Origin of the sequence: Streptomyces albipurpureus (genome assembly GCF_023701525.1) — a bacterium.
Classification (GTDB): domain Bacteria; phylum Actinomycetota; class Actinomycetes; order Streptomycetales; family Streptomycetaceae; genus Streptomyces; species Streptomyces albipurpureus.
The window spans coordinates 55,343-73,851 of sequence record NZ_JAMQAW010000031.1 but is presented as its reverse complement, the minus strand read 5'-3'; the positions used below and the strand labels follow the sequence as shown (position 1 = coordinate 73,851).

19 protein-coding genes are annotated in these 18,509 nt (G+C 68.4%); 8 read left to right on the top strand and 11 right to left on the bottom strand.

Annotation, left to right across the window (positions count from 1 at the left end; all coding sequences use genetic code 11):
* Positions 1-160 precede the first annotated feature (160 nt).
* Positions 161-1,387, top strand: coding sequence for a phosphoserine phosphatase SerB (serB, locus tag NBG84_RS25330; RefSeq protein ID WP_250921897.1), 1,227 nt, complete (start codon positions 161-163; stop codon positions 1,385-1,387).
* 249 nt (positions 1,388-1,636) lie between these two features.
* Here the strand turns inward: serB and NBG84_RS25325 are convergent, their stop codons facing one another.
* The 4 genes from NBG84_RS25325 to NBG84_RS25310 form a co-directional block, all read right to left on the bottom strand.
* Entirely contained in the window at positions 1,637-2,206 is a 570-nt protein-coding gene (locus NBG84_RS25325) for a SixA phosphatase family protein (RefSeq protein WP_250921896.1), read from the bottom strand.
* A 280-nt stretch (positions 2,207-2,486) separates the two neighbouring features.
* Positions 2,487-2,687 carry a hypothetical protein gene (locus NBG84_RS25320; RefSeq protein ID WP_250921895.1) on the bottom strand — a complete coding sequence of 67 codons (201 nt, stop codon included), beginning with the start codon at positions 2,685-2,687 and terminating at the stop codon, positions 2,487-2,489.
* A gap of 164 nt (positions 2,688-2,851) precedes the next feature.
* Positions 2,852-2,971, bottom strand: a complete 120-nt coding sequence (locus NBG84_RS25315) for an SGM_5486 family transporter-associated protein (protein WP_250921894.1) — start codon at positions 2,969-2,971, stop codon at positions 2,852-2,854.
* A 4-nt stretch (positions 2,972-2,975) separates the two neighbouring features.
* The gene (locus tag NBG84_RS25310) at positions 2,976-4,409 is read right to left on the bottom strand and encodes a CynX/NimT family MFS transporter (RefSeq protein ID WP_425608696.1); all 1,434 of its coding nucleotides are present in this window, start codon (positions 4,407-4,409) and stop codon (positions 2,976-2,978) included.
* Between the two features lie 91 nt (positions 4,410-4,500).
* Here NBG84_RS25310 and NBG84_RS25305 point away from each other — a divergent pair, with 91 nt between their 5' ends.
* Positions 4,501-5,250 carry a FadR/GntR family transcriptional regulator gene (locus NBG84_RS25305; RefSeq protein ID WP_250921892.1) on the top strand — a complete coding sequence of 250 codons (750 nt, stop codon included), beginning with the start codon at positions 4,501-4,503 and terminating at the stop codon, positions 5,248-5,250.
* Here the strand turns inward: NBG84_RS25305 and NBG84_RS25300 are convergent.
* The 3 genes from NBG84_RS25300 to fabG form a co-directional block, all read right to left on the bottom strand.
* Positions 5,241-5,585, bottom strand: a complete 345-nt coding sequence (locus NBG84_RS25300; protein ID WP_250921919.1) for a hypothetical protein — start codon at positions 5,583-5,585, stop codon at positions 5,241-5,243. The genes NBG84_RS25305 and NBG84_RS25300 overlap by 10 nt on opposite strands.
* Before the next feature lie 263 nt (positions 5,586-5,848).
* Positions 5,849-6,622, bottom strand: coding sequence for an enoyl-ACP reductase FabI (fabI, locus tag NBG84_RS25295; RefSeq protein WP_250921891.1), 774 nt, complete (start codon positions 6,620-6,622; stop codon positions 5,849-5,851).
* A gap of 5 nt (positions 6,623-6,627) precedes the next feature.
* Positions 6,628-7,347: a 3-oxoacyl-[acyl-carrier-protein] reductase gene (gene fabG, locus NBG84_RS25290; protein ID WP_250921890.1), complete on the bottom strand. Its 720-nt coding sequence runs from the start codon at positions 7,345-7,347 to the stop codon at positions 6,628-6,630.
* A 231-nt stretch (positions 7,348-7,578) separates the two neighbouring features.
* On the opposite strand from fabG, the gene NBG84_RS25285 reads away from it, so the two are divergent.
* The 3 genes from NBG84_RS25285 to tyrS all read left to right on the top strand — a co-directional run bounded on the left by NBG84_RS25285 (position 7,579) and on the right by tyrS (position 11,939).
* Positions 7,579-9,102, top strand: coding sequence for a TldD/PmbA family protein (locus NBG84_RS25285; protein ID WP_250921889.1), 1,524 nt, complete (start codon positions 7,579-7,581; stop codon positions 9,100-9,102).
* Between the two features lie 118 nt (positions 9,103-9,220).
* Positions 9,221-10,615 carry a metallopeptidase TldD-related protein gene (locus tag NBG84_RS25280; RefSeq protein ID WP_250921888.1) on the top strand — a complete coding sequence of 465 codons (1,395 nt, stop codon included), beginning with the start codon at positions 9,221-9,223 and terminating at the stop codon, positions 10,613-10,615.
* Positions 10,616-10,676: 61 nt separating this feature from the next.
* Positions 10,677-11,939 (top strand): tyrosine--tRNA ligase, encoded by a 1,263-nt coding sequence (gene tyrS, locus NBG84_RS25275; RefSeq protein ID WP_250921887.1) that lies wholly within the window; start codon positions 10,677-10,679, stop codon positions 11,937-11,939.
* An 81-nt stretch (positions 11,940-12,020) separates the two neighbouring features.
* On the opposite strand, the gene NBG84_RS25270 is transcribed toward tyrS, so the two are convergent.
* The gene (locus NBG84_RS25270; protein WP_250921886.1) at positions 12,021-12,296 is read right to left on the bottom strand and encodes a GlsB/YeaQ/YmgE family stress response membrane protein; all 276 of its coding nucleotides are present in this window, start codon (positions 12,294-12,296) and stop codon (positions 12,021-12,023) included.
* A gap of 217 nt (positions 12,297-12,513) precedes the next feature.
* On the opposite strand from NBG84_RS25270, the gene NBG84_RS25265 reads away from it, so the two are divergent.
* Positions 12,514-12,879: a DUF3099 domain-containing protein gene (locus NBG84_RS25265; protein ID WP_250921918.1), complete on the top strand. Its 366-nt coding sequence runs from the start codon at positions 12,514-12,516 to the stop codon at positions 12,877-12,879.
* Between the two features lie 207 nt (positions 12,880-13,086).
* Positions 13,087-13,332: a hypothetical protein gene (locus NBG84_RS25260; RefSeq protein ID WP_250921885.1), complete on the top strand. Its 246-nt coding sequence runs from the start codon at positions 13,087-13,089 to the stop codon at positions 13,330-13,332.
* A 59-nt stretch (positions 13,333-13,391) separates the two neighbouring features.
* Here NBG84_RS25260 and moaA read toward each other — a convergent pair whose 3' ends face one another.
* The 3 genes from moaA to NBG84_RS25245 form a co-directional block, all read right to left on the bottom strand.
* Positions 13,392-14,381, bottom strand: coding sequence for a GTP 3',8-cyclase MoaA (gene moaA / locus NBG84_RS25255; RefSeq protein ID WP_250921884.1), 990 nt, complete (start codon positions 14,379-14,381; stop codon positions 13,392-13,394).
* A gap of 220 nt (positions 14,382-14,601) precedes the next feature.
* Positions 14,602-16,239 (bottom strand): solute symporter family protein, encoded by a 1,638-nt coding sequence (locus NBG84_RS25250; protein ID WP_250921883.1) that lies wholly within the window; start codon positions 16,237-16,239, stop codon positions 14,602-14,604.
* Positions 16,236-16,616, bottom strand: a complete 381-nt coding sequence (locus NBG84_RS25245; RefSeq protein WP_250921882.1) for a DUF485 domain-containing protein — start codon at positions 16,614-16,616, stop codon at positions 16,236-16,238. Before NBG84_RS25245 ends, NBG84_RS25250 begins: the two co-directional genes overlap by 4 nt.
* A gap of 275 nt (positions 16,617-16,891) precedes the next feature.
* Between NBG84_RS25245 and NBG84_RS25240 the strand changes: the two genes are divergently transcribed.
* On the top strand, positions 16,892-18,424 hold the full coding sequence (locus NBG84_RS25240; protein ID WP_250921881.1) for a S8 family peptidase: 1,533 nt from the start codon (positions 16,892-16,894) through the stop codon (positions 18,422-18,424).
* Positions 18,425-18,509 lie beyond the last annotated feature (85 nt).

Below are 18,509 nucleotides of genomic sequence, written 5' to 3'. Positions count from 1 at the left end.
GGCTCCACACCGCGTCCCGAGGGTGACCGCGAGCCGTGAGCCGAGGGTGCTTCACCCCAACAGGGCGGTTCGCCAGGTGCGCGGTGCCGAGCGTGGTGGAATGTCCGCCCATCGGGACGGTGCGTCTCGGCACGCACCTGCCGGATACGGTGGAGGAACCATGAGCGCATCGCAGACCTCCGACGCACGTACCCTTCTCGTCAAGATTTTCGGGAAGGACCGCCCCGGGATCACCGCCGGACTCTTTGACACCCTCGCCGCCTACTCCGTCGATGTCATCGACCTTGAGCAGGTCGTCTCCCGGGGCAGGCTCGTTCTGTGCGCCCTGGTCACCGCGCCGGCATCGGCCGGGGCTGACGAAGGCGATCTCAGGGCCACCGTCCACGGCTGGGCCGAATCCCTCAAACTCCAGGCCGAGATCATCTCCGGCATCGGTGACAACCGTCCGCGTGGCAGTGGGCGCTCCCATGTCACCGTGCTGGGACATCCGCTGACCGCCGAGGCGACCGCGGCCATAACCGCCCGGATCACTTCGGTCGGTGGCAATATCGACCGTATCTTCCGGCTCGCCAAATACCCCGTGACCGCGGTGGAGTTCGCGGTGTCGGGGGCCGAGACCGAGCGGCTGCGCACCGCGCTGGCGACCCAGTCCTCCGAGACCGGTGTCGATGTGGCCGTGGTGTCGGCGGGCCTGCATCGCCGGGCGCAACGCCTGGTGGTGATGGATGTGGACTCCACCCTCATCCAGGACGAGGTCATCGAGCTGTTCGCCGCTCATGCGGGATGCGAGGACAAGGTCGCCGAGGTGACGGCGGCGGCGATGCGCGGGGAGTTGGACTTCGAGCAGTCGCTGCACGCACGGGTGGCCCTCCTCGAAGGGCTCGACGCCTCGGTCGTGGACAAGGTCCGCGCCGAGGTGCGGCTGACTCCGGGGGCCCGGACCTTGATCCGTACCTTGAAGCGGCTCGGGTTCCAAGTGGGCGTGGTCTCGGGTGGGTTCACCCAGGTCACCGATGACCTCAAGGAGCGGCTGGGGCTGGACTTCGCCTCGGCGAACACGCTGGAGATCGTGGACGGCAAGCTCACCGGCCGGGTGACGGGTGAGATCGTGGACCGGGCGGGCAAGGCGCGGCTGCTGCGCCGGTTCGCTCTGGAAGCGGGCGTACCGATCTCCCAGACGGTGGCGATCGGTGATGGCGCCAACGATCTGGACATGCTCAACGCGGCTGGTCTCGGTGTCGCGTTCAACGCCAAGCCGGTGGTCCGCGAGGCCGCGCACACCGCGGTGAACGTGCCCTTCCTGGATACGGTGCTCTATCTGCTGGGGATCACCCGAGAAGAGGTCGAGGCCGCGGACGGCGCGGACGGCACGCCCACCCTGCACTGATCCCGCTGCCCTATCGATCCGCACGACACAGATCCGCACGACACAGATCCGCACGAAGCAGATGTGCACGGCGGCCCCGCGGGTCACAGAACGAGGAGTGGCGCGCCGTGTGCGTCGCTCGTCAACGATCGACGCACTGGTTCTCCATGGACAGGGCCCCGGCGCGCTTGCGCCGGGGCCCTGTCCATGGGCCGACCACGGTGTCTCACCGGATGAGCGCGGCCGGTACGCGGGGCGCGCGCTCCTCGCTCAATGGGCTGAGGAGTTCGGCGTCCAGTAGTCGCGCAGGGTGCCGACATCGGGCTCCACGGTCTTCCAGGAGCCGGTGAAACCGATCACGGCGTACGCCGAGGTCGGAAAGCCGCTGCGGTTCATCAGGGGCAGCAGATCGCCCTCAGCCCGACCGGTCAGCGCATCGGCGACCGCGTGCATCCCCGGATTGTGGCCGATGACCAGAACATTGCTCACATCGTCGGAGGTCTCGTTCAGCAGGGCGATGATCTCTCCTGGGGATGCCTCGTACAGCCGCTCCTCGTAGACCGTCCGGGGGCGGTGGGGCAGCTCATGAACGGCCATTTTCCACGTCTCGCGCGTTCGGATGGAGGTGGAGCACAGGGCGAGGTCGATAGGGATTCCGGTCCCGGCCAGGCTGCGGCCCACCACCGGGGCGTCCTTACGGCCCCGCTCGGCGAGCGGACGCTCATGGTCGGATTCATCCGACCATTCGGCCTTGGCGTGTCGAAGGAGAACGATCGTGCGGGCCGCGGAAGATGCGGGCGATCCGGGGGCTGTCCCTCCGGAGGACGTGGCGACGCTCATGCACCCCAGCTTCGCATGAAATGTGCCAGCAGGCGCGGGGTGTTGATGTGCTCGCCCACCTCGGCTGAATCCATCGCGGGCACCCGCGCGGAAGGCCGACCACGGCCGGGGGAAAGGATCGCGCCCAGCCCTCGTCGTACGGGAGGCAGGGCACGGATGGCGGTGCACGCGGAGCGTGGGCGGGCGTCGGCGTCGGGGATTCGCCGAGGCCGGATCGATGCCCGCAGGCCCGTACGGAGCGGTAGCCGACGCCCCGGGGGCCTAAGGGGCGCTGTTTCGCTCAACGGAACAGCAGAAGCTGGATGTAGGCGACGAGATCACCGATCGCCGTGGTCTCCTCGGCGGGCTGTGCCTGGGCCGGGTCAGCGATCAGTAGCAGCAGAAAGACGAAGGCGAGCATCGGCAGGGCCAGCGACCACCAGGGAAGGCGGACGCCCGCACCGCCCTCGACGGGGGAAGGGGTGGGCGAGTGCGCCGACATGGCCGCCTCCTCAGTCTCGTCCGCTGGTTCGCTCTACTGCGACAAACCTACGGATGACGAGCTGACCGGCCCATCCGGCGACCCACCCACTTCTCCCTGAGCCTGGCCCCCTAGGGGACGGTGGTGCTAGCCCCACCCCGCTCGGTGGAAGGCCAACGGCCGGATCAGGGTGAGGCGATGGTCGCGATGATTCCCATCACGACGAAGAGGCCGAGGATCAGGCCGAAGAGAAGAAGGAGCTTCTTCTGGCCGTTCTGGGGATTGGGATCGAGGACTGGCTGCATGCCCTCAGTCTCGCATCCCGGTTTCGTCCTCGATCGTCCGGTCCCTGCCGGCGAGTACCCCGAAGATGATCTGCGGTACGAGCAACGCCGCCATCAGCGCGATCGGTACTCCCCAACCTCCGCTGTGCTGGTAGAGCACCCCCACCAGCAACGGCCCCGGCACCGCGATCAGATAGCCGGCGGACTGGGCGAAGGCGGAGAGTCGGACCACGCCGGTGGCGGTGCGCGACCGCATCCCGATCATGGTGAGCGCGAGCGGAAAGGCACAGTTGTTGATGCCGATCAGCAGTGCCCAGGCCCAGGCTCCGGCGGCCGGAGCGAAGAAGAGGCCCGCATATCCACCCAGTCCGCTCAGCCCGAGGACAACGGCGATGGGCCCCTGGTTTCGGTAGCGCGCGGCCAACCGGGGAATGACGAACGCGAGGGGCACCCCGAGCGCCATGATGACGGCGAGCAGCAGACCGGCGGTCCGCGCCGATACGCCGGCGTCCCGGAAGATCTGGGGCATCCAGCCCATGACGGTGTACGCGCCGGCGCCCTGGAGTCCGAAGTATCCGGTCAGCGCCCAGGCCGTGGGGCTGCGGAGCAGGCCCGGTGCTTTGGCTGGCGGGATGGTGGGAGACGCCGCGGCTGGGGAACCCGCACGGTGAGTGGGGGTGGCGGCGCCCGTGGTGCCGCGATCGGGTCCGGCGTCCCGGGCCGCGGTCGGCTCGGCGGGTGAGGCGGTGACCTCCCTGCCGCGGGCCGCACGGCCGAGCCGATCGGTCCGGGGGGAGCGGGTACCGCGATCGAGTCGCAGCACCACCAGCCAGGGCAGGACGGCGAGTGCGGCGAGGCTGGCCCAGAGCGCGAGGCCGATGCGCCAGTCGCCGCCGCTGGCGTCGGTCAGCGGCACCGTGAGTGCCGCGGCCCCACCGGTCCCCAGGGCCAGTGCCATGGAGTAGAGACCGGTCATGGAGCCGACGCGGTCGGGGAAGTACCGCTTGACGATCACCGGCATCAGGATGTTGGTGGCGGCGATGCCGACCAGGGCGAGCGCGGTGGCGGCGAGGAAGCCGGGCGTACCGTCCGCGAACGGCCTGATCAGCAGTCCCCCCGCAATGGCCGCCATGCCCGCGCCGACGGCGGCCGTCGGCCCGAAGCGGCGGGAGAGCCACGGCACAGCGGGGCCGAAGACGGCGAAGCACAGTGGTGGTACTGCGGTGAGCAGGCCGGCGACGCTCCCGCTCATCCCGAGCCCGGTTCTGACCTCTTCGAGGAGCGCGCCGAGGCTGGTGATGGCGGGACGCAGATTGAGCGCCGCGAGCACGATGCCGATGGTGAGGAAGCGGATGGTCCAGACGCTCTTGCGGGCGCGTGCTGAGCCCTCGGCGGTACCGTCTGCCGCGAGACCCGGAACGGGTGTCCCGGGTCTGCTCAAGGTCTTGTCGGACGACATGGAGTCCATCATAGAATCATCGGATGATTTGCTGCCGCATCCGATCCTGTTCGAGCATCCCCCATTGAGCACCCATGGAGCGAGGAGCGTCATGCCGCTGACCTCTCCCCGCCGCTCGGGCCTCACCGACCAGGTGATCGCCCAGCTGCGGAACCAGATCACCTCGGGCGAGTGGCCGGTCGGTACGCGGATCCCCACCGAACCCGAACTGGTTGAGCAACTTGGTGTGGCGCGTAACACCATCCGTGAAGCCGTTCGGGCACTGGCCCACAATGGGCTGCTGGACATCCGGCAGGGTTCGGGCACCTATGTTCTGGCGACGAGCGAGCTGGCCGGAGTGATGCATCGGCGATTCGCCAGCGCAACGCCTCGGGATATCGCTGAAGTGCGCTCGACGCTGGAGTCATCCGCCGCCCGGCTCGCGGCCCAGCGACGTACCGCACGTGATCTACGGCAGTTGGACGCCTTGCTGGTGCGCCGCAAGGACGCTTGGGCGACGGGTGACGCCGAGCGCTTCGTCGCCTCCGATGTGGCCTTCCACCTCGCCGTGGTGGCGGCCTCGCACAACGACGTACTGATCGAGTTGTACGCGGACCTCGGCCATCTGCTGCGCGACTGGCTCCGTGACGATGTGGGCGACGATCTCCGTCCGGCGCACCCGATGGACCATTCCGGGCTGGTCGAGGCGATCCGGACGGGCGACGGGGAGTTCGCGGGGGCCGAGGCGGCCCGGTATCCGTTTCACTGCGCCGGCGACCGCGGGCCCCGCGCAGACGACGAGAACGGGAGTCGACGACAGGAGCAGTCGGCGGGCGACGGGAGCGGGAAGGCTCAGGGATAGGCGAGGGGCTGATGGCTGACCCAGACCGCGCGGATCTCCTTCCAGCAGCGCCCGGTCAGCTCCACATAGCCGGCCGGATCGATCCTGGCGGGCGCGCTGTCCACATCGAGGTCCCACCAGCGTTCGCACTCGATGTGCAGCCTGACCCGGTCCCCACCGGGATAGGGATTGTTGCAGTAGGCGGTGGCGCGGGAGCCGTCGATGACCGTATGGCAGTAGGCCTTGTACTTCCGGGGTTCCGGCCGGTCGTCGAGCGGCGCGGAGAGGGCCACCCCCGGGGCGGCGCAGAGCACTGTTGCCAGCGCGGCCAGAACGGACGCTGAGCACCGGATCATATGCACAGGCAGGACCTCCTCGGCCGTACTGCGGCAGGCTTGCCGCGGCTGCACCACAAGGGGGGATCGCCCCCAGCCTGGCTGCCCGATGCCGCCGGCGCGAGCCCTCAGGGCCGAATGGGCGACAAGGCCCGCTCCTTCCCGTACCGCCGGCATGACGCGCAACGCCCCGCCTTCCGCACCAGGCGGGAGGCGGGGCGTTTGCACGTCGCACGGGATTCAGAGCTTCCGAGCGACGGGAGAATGCGTCGTACGGGAAGGGGCTAGGCGCCCATCATGTGGACGCCACCGTCCACATGGATGATCTCGCCCGTCGTCCGCGGGAAGAAGTCCGACAGGAGTCCGACGATGCCGCGACCGGTCGGGTCCGGGTCGGTCAGGTCCCAGCCGATCGGTGCCCGGTGGTTCCAGACGTCGGCGAGCTCCTCGAAGCCCGGGATCGACTTGGCGGCCATCGACTTGAGCGGACCCGCCGAGATCAGGTTGCAGCGGATGTTCTTCGGGCCCAGGTCGCGGGCGAGATACCGGTTGGTGGACTCAAGGGCCGCCTTGGCCACGCCCATCCAGTTGTACTTGGGCCAGGCGAGCTGCGCGTCGAAGGTGAGGCCGACGATCGAGCCGCCGCGCTCCTCCATCAGCGGTAGGCAGGCCATCGCGAGCGACTTGTAGGAGTACGCCGAGACATGGACCGCGGTGGAGACGTCCTCCCAGTCCGCCGCCAGGAAGTTGAAGGCGCCCTGCGGACCGAAGGCGATGGAGTGCACGATGCCATCGAGGCCGGTCTCATCGCTGGAGTGCTCGCGTACCTTGTCGGCGAGCGAGTCCAGATGCTCCTTGTTGGTGACGTCCAGCTCGATGACGGGGGCTTCCTTGGGGAGCCGCTTGGAAATGCGCTCGACCAGGCTCAGCCGGCCGAAACCGGTGAGGATGACCTCCGCTCCCTCTTCCTGAGCGACCTTGGCCGCGTGGAAGGCGATGGACGCGTCGGTGAGGACGCCTGTGACGAGAATGCGCTTGCCGGCAAGGATTCCACTCATGGCGATCAGTGACCCATTCCCAATCCGCCGTCAACGGGGATGACGGCTCCAGTGATGTACGAAGCGTCGTCGGAGGCGAGGAAGCGCACGGTGGCGGCGACCTCCTCCGGCTGGGCATAGCGGCCGAGCGGCACCTGCTCGACGATGCCAGCGCGCTGTTCCTCGGTGAGTGCCTTGGTCATGTCGGTGTCGACGAAGCCGGGCGCCACCACATTGAAGGTGATGTTCCGCGAGCCGAGCTCACGGGCGAGCGAGCGGGCGAAGCCGACCAGCGCGGCCTTGGAGGCGGCGTAGTTGGCCTGGCCGGCCGAGCCGAGGAGGCCCACGACGGAGGAGATCATGACGACGCGGCCCTTCTTGGCCCGCAGCATCGCGCGGTTGGCGCGCTTGACGACCCGGAAGGTGCCGGTGAGGTTGGTGTCCAGGACCGATACGAAGTCCTCCTCGGACATCCGCATCAGCAGCTGGTCCTTGGTGATACCGGCGTTGGCGATCAGCACCTCGACCGGGCCGTGCTTCTCCTCGATCTGCTTGTACGCCTGCTCCACCTGCTCGGTGTCGGTGATGTCGCAGCGCACGGCGAGGCAGCCGGCCTGTGTCAGGGCCTCGGGCGGCTCGCCGGAGCGGTATGTGATCGCGACCTTGTCGCCAGCGTCGGCGAAAGCTCGGGCGATGGCGAGGCCGATGCCCCGGTTTCCTCCGGTGACGAGAACCGAGCGGCTCAACGGATCACCCTTTCGATAGCGGTCTGTTATCTCCGAAACTATCGGTCCCACCCCCCTCCCGGAGAATCGGGCACTGACAGCGCCTTCCACGCGTCACTGTCGGGTCCCTACAGAACGCCACCGCGCAACGGCGCGGAAAGGGAGTGGGCAATGAGCAGTTCGGCGCGACATGATCGGGCTGACCGGTGTCGGCTCATCGGGACGACCGGTCTTATACGACAGGAGACATCCGTGGCTCATTCCATCGACGCGTCGTTCACGGCGCTGCCGCTGCGGGCGCTCGCCGACGCGGCGCTCGCCCGAGCGCGGGCGCTGGGCGCCGACCATGCCGACTTCCGCTTCGAGCGAGTGCGCAGCGCGGCTTGGCGACTGCGGGACGCCAAGCCGTCGGGGTCGTCGGACACCACGGATCTCGGCTACGCGGTGCGGGTCGTGCACGGCGGGGCGTGGGGTTTCGCCTCCGGGGTCGATATGACGATGGACGCGGCGGCCAAGGTGGCGGGCCAGGCCGTGGCGATGGCGAAGCTCTCGGCCAAGGTGCTCGCGGCGGCCGGTTCCGACGAGCGGGTGGAGCTCGCGAGCGAGCCCGTGCACACGGACAAGACCTGGGTCTCCGCGTACCGGATCAATCCCTTCGAGGTGGCCGACGAGGAGAAGTCCGCGCTGCTCGCCGAGTGGAGCGCGCGGCTGCTGGCCGCAAGCGGGGTGGCTCATGTGGACGCCTCGCTGGTGACCGTGCAGGAGAACAAGTTCTACGCGGACACGGCGGGCACGGTCACCAGCCAGCAGCGGGTTCGGCTGCATCCGCAGCTGAGCGCGGTCGCCGTGGACGAGACGACGGGCGAGTTCGACTCCATGCGGACGATCGCACCGCCCGCCGGCCGGGGCTGGGAGTATCTGACCGGCACCGGCTGGGACTGGGAGGGCGAGCTGGAGCGGATCCCGGAGTTGCTGGCCGAGAAGATGCGCGCGCCGAGCGTGCAGGCCGGGCGGTACGACCTGGTGGTCGACCCCTCGAACCTCTGGCTCACCATCCATGAGTCGATCGGGCACGCCACCGAACTGGACCGGGCGCTGGGCTATGAGGCGGCGTACGCGGGTACCTCCTTCGCCACCTTCGACCAGCTGGGGAAGTTGGAGTACGGCTCATCGGTGATGAACGTGACCGGGGACCGGACGGCCAAGCACGGGCTGGCCACGGTCGGCTTCGACGACGAGGGGGTGAAGGCGCAGTCCTGGGACCTGATCAAGGGCGGAACGCTGGTGGGCTATCAGACGGATCGGCGGATCGCGAAGCTGACGGGCCTGGGCCGTTCCAACGGCTGCGCCTACGCCGACTCCCCCAGCCATGTGCCGGTGCAGCGGATGGCGAACGTCTCACTCCAGCCGGTGGCCGGCGGGTTGTCGACCGAGGACCTGATCGGCGGGGTGGAACGCGGGATCTATGTGGTCGGGGATCGCTCCTGGTCGATCGACATGCAGCGGTACAACTTCCAGTTCACGGGTCAGCGGTTCTTCCGGATCGAGAACGGACGGCTGGCCGGACAGCTGCGGGACGTGGCCTACCAGGCCACCACCACCGAGTTCTGGGGCTCGATGGAGCAGGTGGGCGGCCCGCAGACCTATGTGCTGGGAGGCGCGTTCAACTGCGGCAAGGCCCAGCCGGGCCAGGTGGCGGCGGTCTCCCACGGCTGCCCCACCGCGCTGTTTCGCGGTGTGGACATCCTCAACACGACCCAGGAGGCGGGGCGATGACCACCCACCGCGCCGCCGCTGCGGCTTCGCGCCCCGGCTCTCCCCTCGCCTCTCACCCGGGCACCACCAGCCATCGCCCGGCGTGCGCCGGCACCGACACCCCGCAGGAGGCCGGTCGATGAGCCGGAGCAGCAAGCCGTACGAGATCGTCGAACGGGCGCTGGAGCTGTCCTTGGCCGACGGCTGTGTCGTGATCGCCGATGAGCACTCCTCCGCGAACCTGCGCTGGGCCGGGAACGCGCTGACCACCAACGGGGTCACCCGCGGCCGTACGCTCACGGTCATCGCGACCGTCGACGGCGCCCAGGGCACCGCGTCGGGCGTGGTGTCCCGGTCCGCGGTCACCGCACATGAGCTGGAGCCCCTGGTACGGGCCGCGGAGGCCGCCGCCCGTAAGTCGGATCCCGCCGAGGACGCCCAGCCCCTGGTCACGGGTGCCGAGCCGGCCCCCGACTTCCAGGACGCTCCCGCGGAGACCTCGTCCGCCGTCTTCGCGGATTTCGCGCCCGCGCTCGGGGAGGCCTTCGCCCGGGCGCGCACGGGCGGGCGGGAGCTCTACGGTTTCGCCAGCCATGAGATGACCTCCACCTATCTGGGCACGTCGACGGGCCTGCGGCTACGGCACGACCAGCCCAACGGGACGCTTGAGCTCAACGCCAAATCCCCGGACCGCGCCCGGTCCGCCTGGGCGGGGGTGGCGACCCGCGACTTCAAGGACGTGGACCTCGCCGACCTCGACACGGAGCTCTCGCAGCGCCTGGGCTGGGCCGAGCGCCGGATCGAGCTGCCCGCCGGGCGGTACGAGACGCTGCTGCCGCCGACGGCCGTGGCCGACCTGCTGATCTACCAGTTGTGGTCGTCGGCGGCCCGGGACGCCGCCGAGGGCCGTACGGTCTTCTCCAAGCCCGGCGGCGGCACCCGGGTGGGCGAGACCCTCTCCGGTCTGCCGCTGACGCTGCGCGGCAACCCCAGCGAGCCGGGCCTTGAGTCCGCGCCCTTTGTGATCGCCCATTCCTCCGGTGATGACGCCTCCGTCTTCGACAACGGTCTGCCGCTGTCGGCGACGGAGTGGGTGCGCGGCGGAAAGCTGGAGCATCTGGTGACCACCCGGCACAGCGCCGGGCTGACGGGGCTGCCGGTCGCGCCGGGGGTCGGCAACCTGATCCTGGACGGGGGCAACGGTCGCTCGCTGGAGGAGATGGTCGCGGCGACGACCGGCCGGGCACTGCTGCTGACCTGCCTCTGGTACATCCGCGAGGTGGATCCGGCGACGCTGCTGCTGACCGGGCTGACCAGGGACGGGGTCTATCTGGTGGAGGATGGTGAGGTGGTCGGCGCGGTGAACAACTTCCGGTTCAATGAGTCGCCGGTCGATCTGCTCTCCCGGGCGACCGAGGCCGGACGCACCGAGAAGACACTGCCGCGCGAGTGGGGCGACTGGTTCACCCGGGCCGCGATGCCGGCGCTACGGGTGCCCGATTTCAATATGAGTTCGGTCAGCCGAGGCGTATAACCTCGGAGGGGGTCCGCTCATGGGCCCCCTCAACGCTGTTATCGAAGGAGATGCGAGAGAAGTGACGGACATCGTCGACGAACTGCAGTGGCGCGGGCTGATCGCCCTGTCCACTGACGAGGACGCATTGCGGAAGGCGTTCGCGGACGGTCCCGTCACGTTCTATTGCGGCTTCGACCCGACCGCGCCGAGCCTGCATCTGGGGAATCTGGTGCAGATCCTCACCATGCGCCGCATCCAGCTGGCCGGAAACCGACCGCTGGGTCTGGTCGGCGGGGCCACGGGGTTGATCGGTGACCCCAAGCCGAACTCCGAACGGACGCTCAACGCTCCGGAGACCGTCGCCCTCTGGGTCGAGCGACTGCGGGGGCAGGTCGAGCGGTTCCTGGACTTCGAGGGCCCGTACGCGGCGACCATGGTCAACAACCTGGACTGGACGTCGGGGCTGTCGGCGATCGACTTCCTGCGCGATGTCGGCAAGTACTTCCGGGTCAACAAGATGATCGCGAAGGAGGCGGTCGCCCGTCGGCTGAACTCCGACGCGGGGATCAGCTACACCGAGTTCAGCTACCAGATCCTCCAGGGAATGGACTACCTGGAGCTCTACCGGCGGCACGGCTGCACGCTCCAGACCGGTGGCAGCGACCAGTGGGGCAACCTCACGGCCGGTACGGATCTGATCCATCGGGTCGAGCCGGAAGCGGGGGTGCACGCGCTGGCGACCCCGCTGATCACCAAGGCAGACGGCACCAAGTTCGGCAAGACGGAGTCCGGCACGATCTGGCTGGACCCCGAGCGGACCACTCCGTACGCCTTCTACCAGTTCTGGCTGAACGCGGATGACCGCGATGTCTCCAAGTTCCTGCGGATCTTCAGTTTCCGGTCCCGCGAGGAGATCGAGGAGCTGGAGCGGCTGACCGAGGAGCGTCCGCAGGCGCGGGCCGCCCAGAGGTCGCTGGCGGAGGAACTGACGACCCTGGTGCACGGCGCGGACCAGTGCGCGGCTGTGATGAACGCGTCGAAGGCGTTGTTCGGTCAGAGCGAGCTGGCGGATCTGGATGAGCCGACGCTGCGTGCCGCGCTCTCCGAGCTGCCGCACGCCAAGGTCAGCGAGCTGGCGCCGGTGGTCGACCTCTTCACGGCGGTGGGTCTGGCCGCGAGCAAGTCGGCGGCCCGGCGGACCGTGAAGGAGGGCGGGGCCTATGTGAACAACGTCAAGGTCACGGCCGAGGACGCGGTGCCGGAAACGGCTGAGTTGCTGCACGGCCGCTGGCTGGTGCTGCGGCGCGGTAAGAAGAACCTGGCCGCGGTCGAACTGGGCTGACCGGCACGGCTGAGGGTCGACACCACGGCGGCGGCCGTACGGGACACGGTGCCCGTACGGCCGCCGCCGTGGTGTCAGGGCTCAGGCTCTCTGCTTGTTGCCCTTCAGCGCGATCCAGGCCCGATCTCCCAGGAAGACCAGGGCGACGGCGAAGACGAGCTGAAGCGCATGGCGACCCCAGTCGAAGCCGGGGGTCTCCTCGATGCCCATCCCACCCGCGGCCCAGTTGCCGAGCACCGCACCGCCGATACCGCAGATGGTGGCCAGCCACAAGGGAAGGTGCTGCTTTCCCGGCAGGATCGCCTTGGCGATCAATGCCAGCACGAATCCCACGATGATCGCCCACAACCAGCCCATTGCTGCCTCCTCGTACGGCTCTGCGTGAGCAGTTATGCCGTCAGTGTCGGCCCATAACGTGTAGCTCGCATGTTGGGCGGTGCCATACGCGGTACGGCGCAGTGCGTGCACGCATCACGGACCCCGCCCCGCTCTCGTAGCCGTCGCAGCGGCGGCGTACCGTGTGAGGGGTCAGGACCAGGGGTTGTCCGACTGCGAAACCGGGCGGTGGAATGTGATGTGGAAGCAGGCTCACGGGGAGGTCTTCCGGATCACCGGAGCCCGGCAGGGGCTCGCCGATGATGTGCGCGGCCGACAGCGGCGCTATGTGATCTCCATGTCCGTGCGGACCGTCTCGGTGGTTCTCGGCGCCGTCCTGTGGAACGTGGAACGTCATGTGGCCATCGTGGCGTTGGTGCTCGGCATTCTGCTCCCCTATATCGCGGTGGTCATCGCCAACGCCGGCCGGGAGAACGTGCCTTCGCTTCCTTCCAGCTTTATGTCCACGCCCATCCGGCCGATGGTCGAGCCCCCCACACCAGCGGCGGACGCGGAACCCAAGCCGGAAGCAGCCGCCTTCGGCGCGGACGGGCAACACCGGTAGCAGGCCTGACCTCGGAGTCAGCAGCGACTGCCACCAGGGTTGATTCACAGCACACTTGAGCCTCTGGAAAAGCTCAGATCAATCATGAAGTTCCAGTGCCTCCGACCCCTTTGCGCGTGACATACTGCCTACGCGCTCCGCATCCCCCGTCGGAGCGACGGACCGACGCCGGGCAGCTCCCCCCGTGGCTGCTCGGCGTCGTTTGTTGTGGACAATGACCTGGTGAGCGAAGAAACCCCGATCTGTTCCGCCAAGGGCTGCCGTGCCGCAGCTGTATGGGTACTGGCCTGGAACAATCCGAAGTTGCATACACCGGAGCGCCGCAAGACCTGGCTCGCGTGCGAGGAACATCGGGAGCACCTCTCCAACTTCCTTGATCTACGCGGCTTTCTCAAGGACTGCGTGACCCTGGAGGAGTGGGAGGCCTCGGGCGCGGGTGATCTCGGGAGATAGCGGGGGCGGCGGGCGGGGTGGTACCGACCTCGGCGCCGGTTGTCCGCGCGAGTGCGGCCTTAGCCCCCGATAGCCGACATGGGTCGGTCCGGCTGGAGGAACGAGGGGTCGTCGAGACCTGAACCGGCCTTCTTGCCCCACATCGCCAGCCGCCATATTCGGGCGATCTCCTCATCGGGTGCCGTAGAGCGCAGGGCGGCGCGCAGATCGGTTTCCTCGCGGGCGAAGAGACAGTTGCGGACCTGGCCGTCGGCGGTGAGTCGGGTGCGGTCGCAGGCATGGCAGAAGGGGCGGGTGACCGAGGCGATGACCCCCACCTGATGAGGGCCGCCGTCCACTGTCCACCGCTCGGCAGGCGCGGAACCGCGCTGGTCGTCCCCCTCCGGGGTGAGGGTGAAGCGGGTGCGCAGCGACTCCAGGACGTCACCCGCGGTGATCATTCCCTCGCGCTTCCAGCCATGCTGGGCATCGAGCGGCATCTGCTCGATGAACCGCAGCTCATAGGCGTTCTCGACGGCCCAGGCGAGCAGCTCGGGTGCCTCGTCGTCGTTGAGGCCGGCCATCAGCACGGTATTGATCTTGACCGGGGTCAGCCCGGCGGTCCGGGCGGCTTGGAGGCCATCGACCACATCCGCGTGGCGATCACGGCGGGTGAGCGTCTTGAAGACATCGGGTCGCAGGGTGTCGAGGGAGACGTTGACCCGGTCCAGGCCGGCGGCTGCGAGGGCGGCCGCGGTGCGCTTGAGGCCGATGCCATTGGTGGTGAGGGAGAGCCTGGGGCGCGGCTCCAGCGCGGCGCAGCGCTGGACGATCCCGGTGAGTCCGGGGCGGAGCAGCGGCTCACCCCCGGTGAAGCGGACCTCGGTGATCCCCAGCAGGGTGACGGCGACGCGGACCAGCCGGACGATCTCGTCGTCGGTGAGCAGATCCGGCTTGGCCAGCCACTGGAGGCCCTCTTCCGGCATGCAGTAGGTGCAGCGGAGATTGCATCGGTCGGTCAGCGAGACGCGTAGATCGGTGGCGACCCGGCCATAGGTATCGACGAGCACCGAGGGCCCCCTTCCCCATGAATCCGACTGATGCCCGTCAATCCGGTGGGTACGGAGGCATCAGCGCACAGGGTCCGACGGCTGGTGTCATCGGTGACGTAGCCCTGCTGTTCCTACGAGCCTACGTCAGGGGTCTGACAATCGACCGAGCCGCGAACTGCGGGACGGGGGCCAGGGCGCCGGAGTCCTGGCCCTGGCCCCCCTGCGGTGCCCGGGCGGTTCAGTGGGCTCCCGTGCCGGTGAGGGACTTGACCTCCAGTTCCGCGTACTTGCCCTTGTCGGGCTCTTCCTTGCCGAGCAGCGAGCCGAGCCAGCCGAGCAGGAAACCGAGCGGGATGGAGACGATGCCGGGGTTCTCCAGGGGGAACCAGTAGAAGTCCATGCCCTTGAACATCGAGGTGGGCTTCCCGGAGACAACGGGTGAGAAGAGCACCAGCACCACGGATGAGGTGAGCCCGCCGTAGATGGACCAGAGCGCGCCCTGGGTGGTGAACCTCTTCCAGAACAGGCTGTAGAGAATCGTCGGCAGGTTCGCCGATGCCGCGACCGCGAAGGCGAGGGCTACCAGGCCTGCGACGTTGAGATCGCGGGCGAGTGCGCCGAGGCCGATGGAGACCACACCGATGGCGACGGTGGCCCAGCGCGCGGCGCGAACCTCCTCCTTCTCGGTGGCCTGCCCCCGGCGGATGACATTGGCGTAGATGTCATGGGCGAAGGAGGACGACGAGGCGAGGGTGAGGCCGGCGACGACGGCCAGGATGGTGGCGAAGGCGACCGCGGAGATCACCGCGAGCAGGATCGCCCCGCCGGCGGAGTCGGTGCCGCCGATGTGGAGGGCCAGCAGCGGCGCCGCGGTGTTGCCCGCCTTGTTGGATTCGACGATCTCGGTGGACCCGACGATGGCCGCCGCTCCGAAGCCGAGGGCGATCGTCATCAGATAGAAGCCGCCGATGATGCCGATGGCCCAATTGACGGATTTGCGGGCGGCTTGGGAAGTGGGCACGGTGTAGAAGCGGATGAGGATGTGCGGAAGTCCCGCGGTGCCGAGGACGAGGGCGATACCCAGGGAAATGAAGTCCAGTTTGGAGGTGCCGGTCGCGCCGTACTTGAGTCCGGGCTCCAGGAAGGCGGCGCCGTGGCCGCTCTTCTCAGCGGCGGTGCCCAGGAGGTCCGAGATGTTGAAGTTGAACTTCAGCAGCACCAGGAAGGTGATCAGCAGGGTGCCCGCGATGAGCAGGACGGCCTTGACCATCTGCACCCAGGTGGTGCCTTTCATCCCGCCGATGGTGACGTAGAGAATCATCAGTACGCCGACCAGGGCGACGATAAGGACCTTGCCGCCGTCATGGGTGATGCCGAGGAGCAGCGAGACCAGCACACCGGCGCCGGCCATCTGGGCGAGCAGATAGAAGATCGAGACGACGATGGTGGAGGTGCCGGCGGCGGTGCGGACCGGGCGTTGGCGCATCCGGTAGGCGAGCACGTCGCCCATGGTGAACCGCCCGGAGTTGCGCAGCGGTTCGGCTACCAGGAGCAGCGCGACGAGCCAGGCGACCAGGAATCCGATGGAGTAGAGGAAGCCGTCGTAGCCGAACAGCGCGATGGCGCCGGCGATACCGAGGAACGACGCTGCGGACATGTAGTCGCCGGAGATGGCCAGGCCGTTCTGGAATCCGGTGAATTGGCGTCCACCGGCATAGAAGTCGGCGGCGCTGCGGGTCTGTCGGCCGGCCCAGATGGTGATGAAGAGGGTGGCCACCACAAAGGCCGCGAAGAGGGTGATGATCAGCGGCCGGTGTTCGGTGGTGGCGCTCTGGGCGGCCAGGGAGGTCGCGGCCAGTTGGAGGGTGTCGCTCATCCGCCTGCCTCCGTGCGCGATTCCATCCGGGTCTTGATCGCCTCGGCCTTGGGGTCGAGTCTCGCCGCCGCGTGGCGTGCGTAGAGCCAGGCGATGAGGAAGGTGGTGGCGAACTGTGCGAGGCCGAAGACCAATGCCACATTGATGTTGCCGTAGACCTTGGTGCCCATGAAGTCGCCCGCGTAGTTGGAGAGCAGGACGTAGAGCAGATACCAGGCGATGAAGGCCACGGTGAGCGGGAAGGCGAAGGAGCGGTAGGAGTGGCGCAGTTCGCCGAACTCCGCACTCTCCTGCACCTCGATGAACTCCTCGGTGGTGGGGTGGGCGGGATCGTGTCCGGGCTCGCCGTGGGGCGGCGGCGCTGCGTCGGTTGCCACTGATCCTCCTCGTGACGCGGGCGGGGTGGGGACTGGCAGAGTGGTCAAAGGGGACTACCTTCGCTTCTCAGGAGGCATCGGAGGGTTGTGATGGTGCTCCACCTCCTGACAACGGCACGGGGAGCGCGCCGGACCGGTTCAACATCGGCCGTTTTTGGTGACGGTTTCCGCTCGAACATTGATGGCAATCAAGATCGGCGATAGCTTCGCTCGTCATGTACGCGTCCAAGCGCACCCGGTGCCTGGACGGTGGTTATGGATGATGTGGAGAACCCATGGCTCATCTGCGGTCCAAGCGGCGTCGAGCGATCGCACTGCCCGCGGGCCTTGCGCTCACGGCCTCGCTCGGCTTCCTGCCCGCGGGAGCTGCCTCGGCTGCCACCCCTGCCGAAGCACCTGCCGTCGTGGCGGCGGACGGCCCGAGACTGTCGTATGTGGTGAACGTCAAAAGCGGCTCCCACACGGCGAAGTCGGTGAAGAGGGCGATAGCGAGCGCGGGCGGATCGGTGGTCATCGCCTACGACCAGATAGGCGTGATCGTCGTCCACTCGCAGAACCCGGCCTTCGCGGCACAGATACGCCAGGTCGCGGGGGTCGTATCGGCCGGTGCCACCCGGACCGCGCCGCTGGCCAGCGCGACGGACACCTCGATCGAATCCGAGCGGCCGCTGACCGCTCAGGAGGCGAAGTCCGCGGCGGCCGTCGCGGACGACGCCCAGGACCCGTTGGAGCCCCTCCAGTGGAGTCTGCCGGCCATCAAGGCCGATCAGGCCCACAAGAGGTCGCTGGGCAGCAAGAAGGTCACCGTCGCCGTCCTCGACACGGGCGTGGACGACACCCACCCCGATCTCGCCCCCAACTTCGACCAGGGCGCGTCGGCGAACTGCGTCACCGGCAAGCCGGACACCACCGCCGGCTCCTGGCGTCCGGGCGTGGGCGAGAGCGACCACGGCACTCATGTCGCGGGCACGATAGCCGCGGCCAAGAACGGTGTCGGCGTCACCGGGGTGGCCCCCGGTGTGAAGGTCTCCGGCATCAAGGTGTCGACCACGGCCGGGTTCTTCTACACCGAGTCAGTGGTCTGCGGCTTTGTCTGGGCCGCCGAGCGGGGCGTCGAGGTGACCAACAACAGCTACTACGTCGACCCGTGGCTGTTCAACTGCAAGAACGACCCCGACCAGAAGGCTCTGGTCGAGGCGATCACCCGGGCCACCCGGTACGCCGAGCGCAAGGGCGCGGTGAATGTGGCCGCGGCGGGCAACAGCCGCACGGACCTGGCGTCCAAGGAGGTCGCGGACAACACCAGCCCCAATGACACCACTCCGGTGGACCGGCTCATCAATCCGAGCGAGTGCCTGGACATCCCGACCCAGCTGCCGGGCGTCGTCACCACCTCCTCGCTGGGGGCGAAGGGGCTGAAGTCCTCCTTCTCGAACTACGGCAACGGCGTGGTGGACATCTCGGCCCCCGGTGGCGATGGAACCGCCTTCCAGAAGCCCGAAGCCCCGGCCACGGACGGTCGCATCCTGTCGACGCTGCCGAACAACAAGTACGGCTACAAGGCCGGTACGTCGATGGCCTCGCCGCATGTCGCCGGTGTGGTCGCCCTCATCAAGTCGAAGCACCCGCACGCCTCTCCGGCCGCGGTGAAGGCCCTGCTGTACGCGGGGGCCGACAACCGGGCGTGCACCAACCCCTATGACATCAACGGTGACGGTGTCATCGACGCGGTGTGCGCGGGCGGCAAGGGCAAGAACGGCTTCTACGGCGAGGGTGTCGCGGACGCCCTGGACGCGGTGCGCCGCTAGGACCTTCCCTCCGGCCCCGGCCGGGTTCGCCCTCCCCGATCGGTCGGGACCGCGCGGAAGCGTGCGGTCCCACCAGTGAGAGGGG

Bases quoted from the DNA above. Each gene is read 5' to 3' on its own strand.
- fabI (WP_250921891.1), bottom strand. From the start codon at position 6,622: ATGAGTGGAATCCTTGCCGGCAAGCGCATTCTCGTCACAGGCGTCCTC.
- NBG84_RS25280 (WP_250921888.1), top strand. From the start codon at position 9,221: ATGAGCCGGAGCAGCAAGCCGTACGAGATCGTCGAACGGGCGCTGGAG.
- NBG84_RS25270 (WP_250921886.1), bottom strand. From the start codon at position 12,296: ATGGGCTGGTTGTGGGCGATCATCGTGGGATTCGTGCTGGCATTGATC.
- NBG84_RS25325 (WP_250921896.1), bottom strand. From the start codon at position 2,206: ATGAGCGTCGCCACGTCCTCCGGAGGGACAGCCCCCGGATCGCCCGCA.
- NBG84_RS25305 (WP_250921892.1), top strand. From the start codon at position 4,501: ATGCCGCTGACCTCTCCCCGCCGCTCGGGCCTCACCGACCAGGTGATC.
- NBG84_RS25315 (WP_250921894.1), bottom strand. From the start codon at position 2,971: ATGCAGCCAGTCCTCGATCCCAATCCCCAGAACGGCCAGAAGAAGCTC.
- NBG84_RS25240 (WP_250921881.1), top strand. From the start codon at position 16,892: ATGGCTCATCTGCGGTCCAAGCGGCGTCGAGCGATCGCACTGCCCGCG.
- serB (WP_250921897.1), top strand. From the start codon at position 161: ATGAGCGCATCGCAGACCTCCGACGCACGTACCCTTCTCGTCAAGATT.
- NBG84_RS25310 (WP_425608696.1), bottom strand. From the start codon at position 4,409: ATGTCGTCCGACAAGACCTTGAGCAGACCCGGGACACCCGTTCCGGGT.
- NBG84_RS25265 (WP_250921918.1), top strand. From the start codon at position 12,514: ATGTGGAAGCAGGCTCACGGGGAGGTCTTCCGGATCACCGGAGCCCGG.
- NBG84_RS25320 (WP_250921895.1), bottom strand. From the start codon at position 2,687: ATGTCGGCGCACTCGCCCACCCCTTCCCCCGTCGAGGGCGGTGCGGGC.
- NBG84_RS25250 (WP_250921883.1), bottom strand. From the start codon at position 16,239: ATGAGCGACACCCTCCAACTGGCCGCGACCTCCCTGGCCGCCCAGAGC.
- NBG84_RS25300 (WP_250921919.1), bottom strand. From the start codon at position 5,585: ATGATCCGGTGCTCAGCGTCCGTTCTGGCCGCGCTGGCAACAGTGCTC.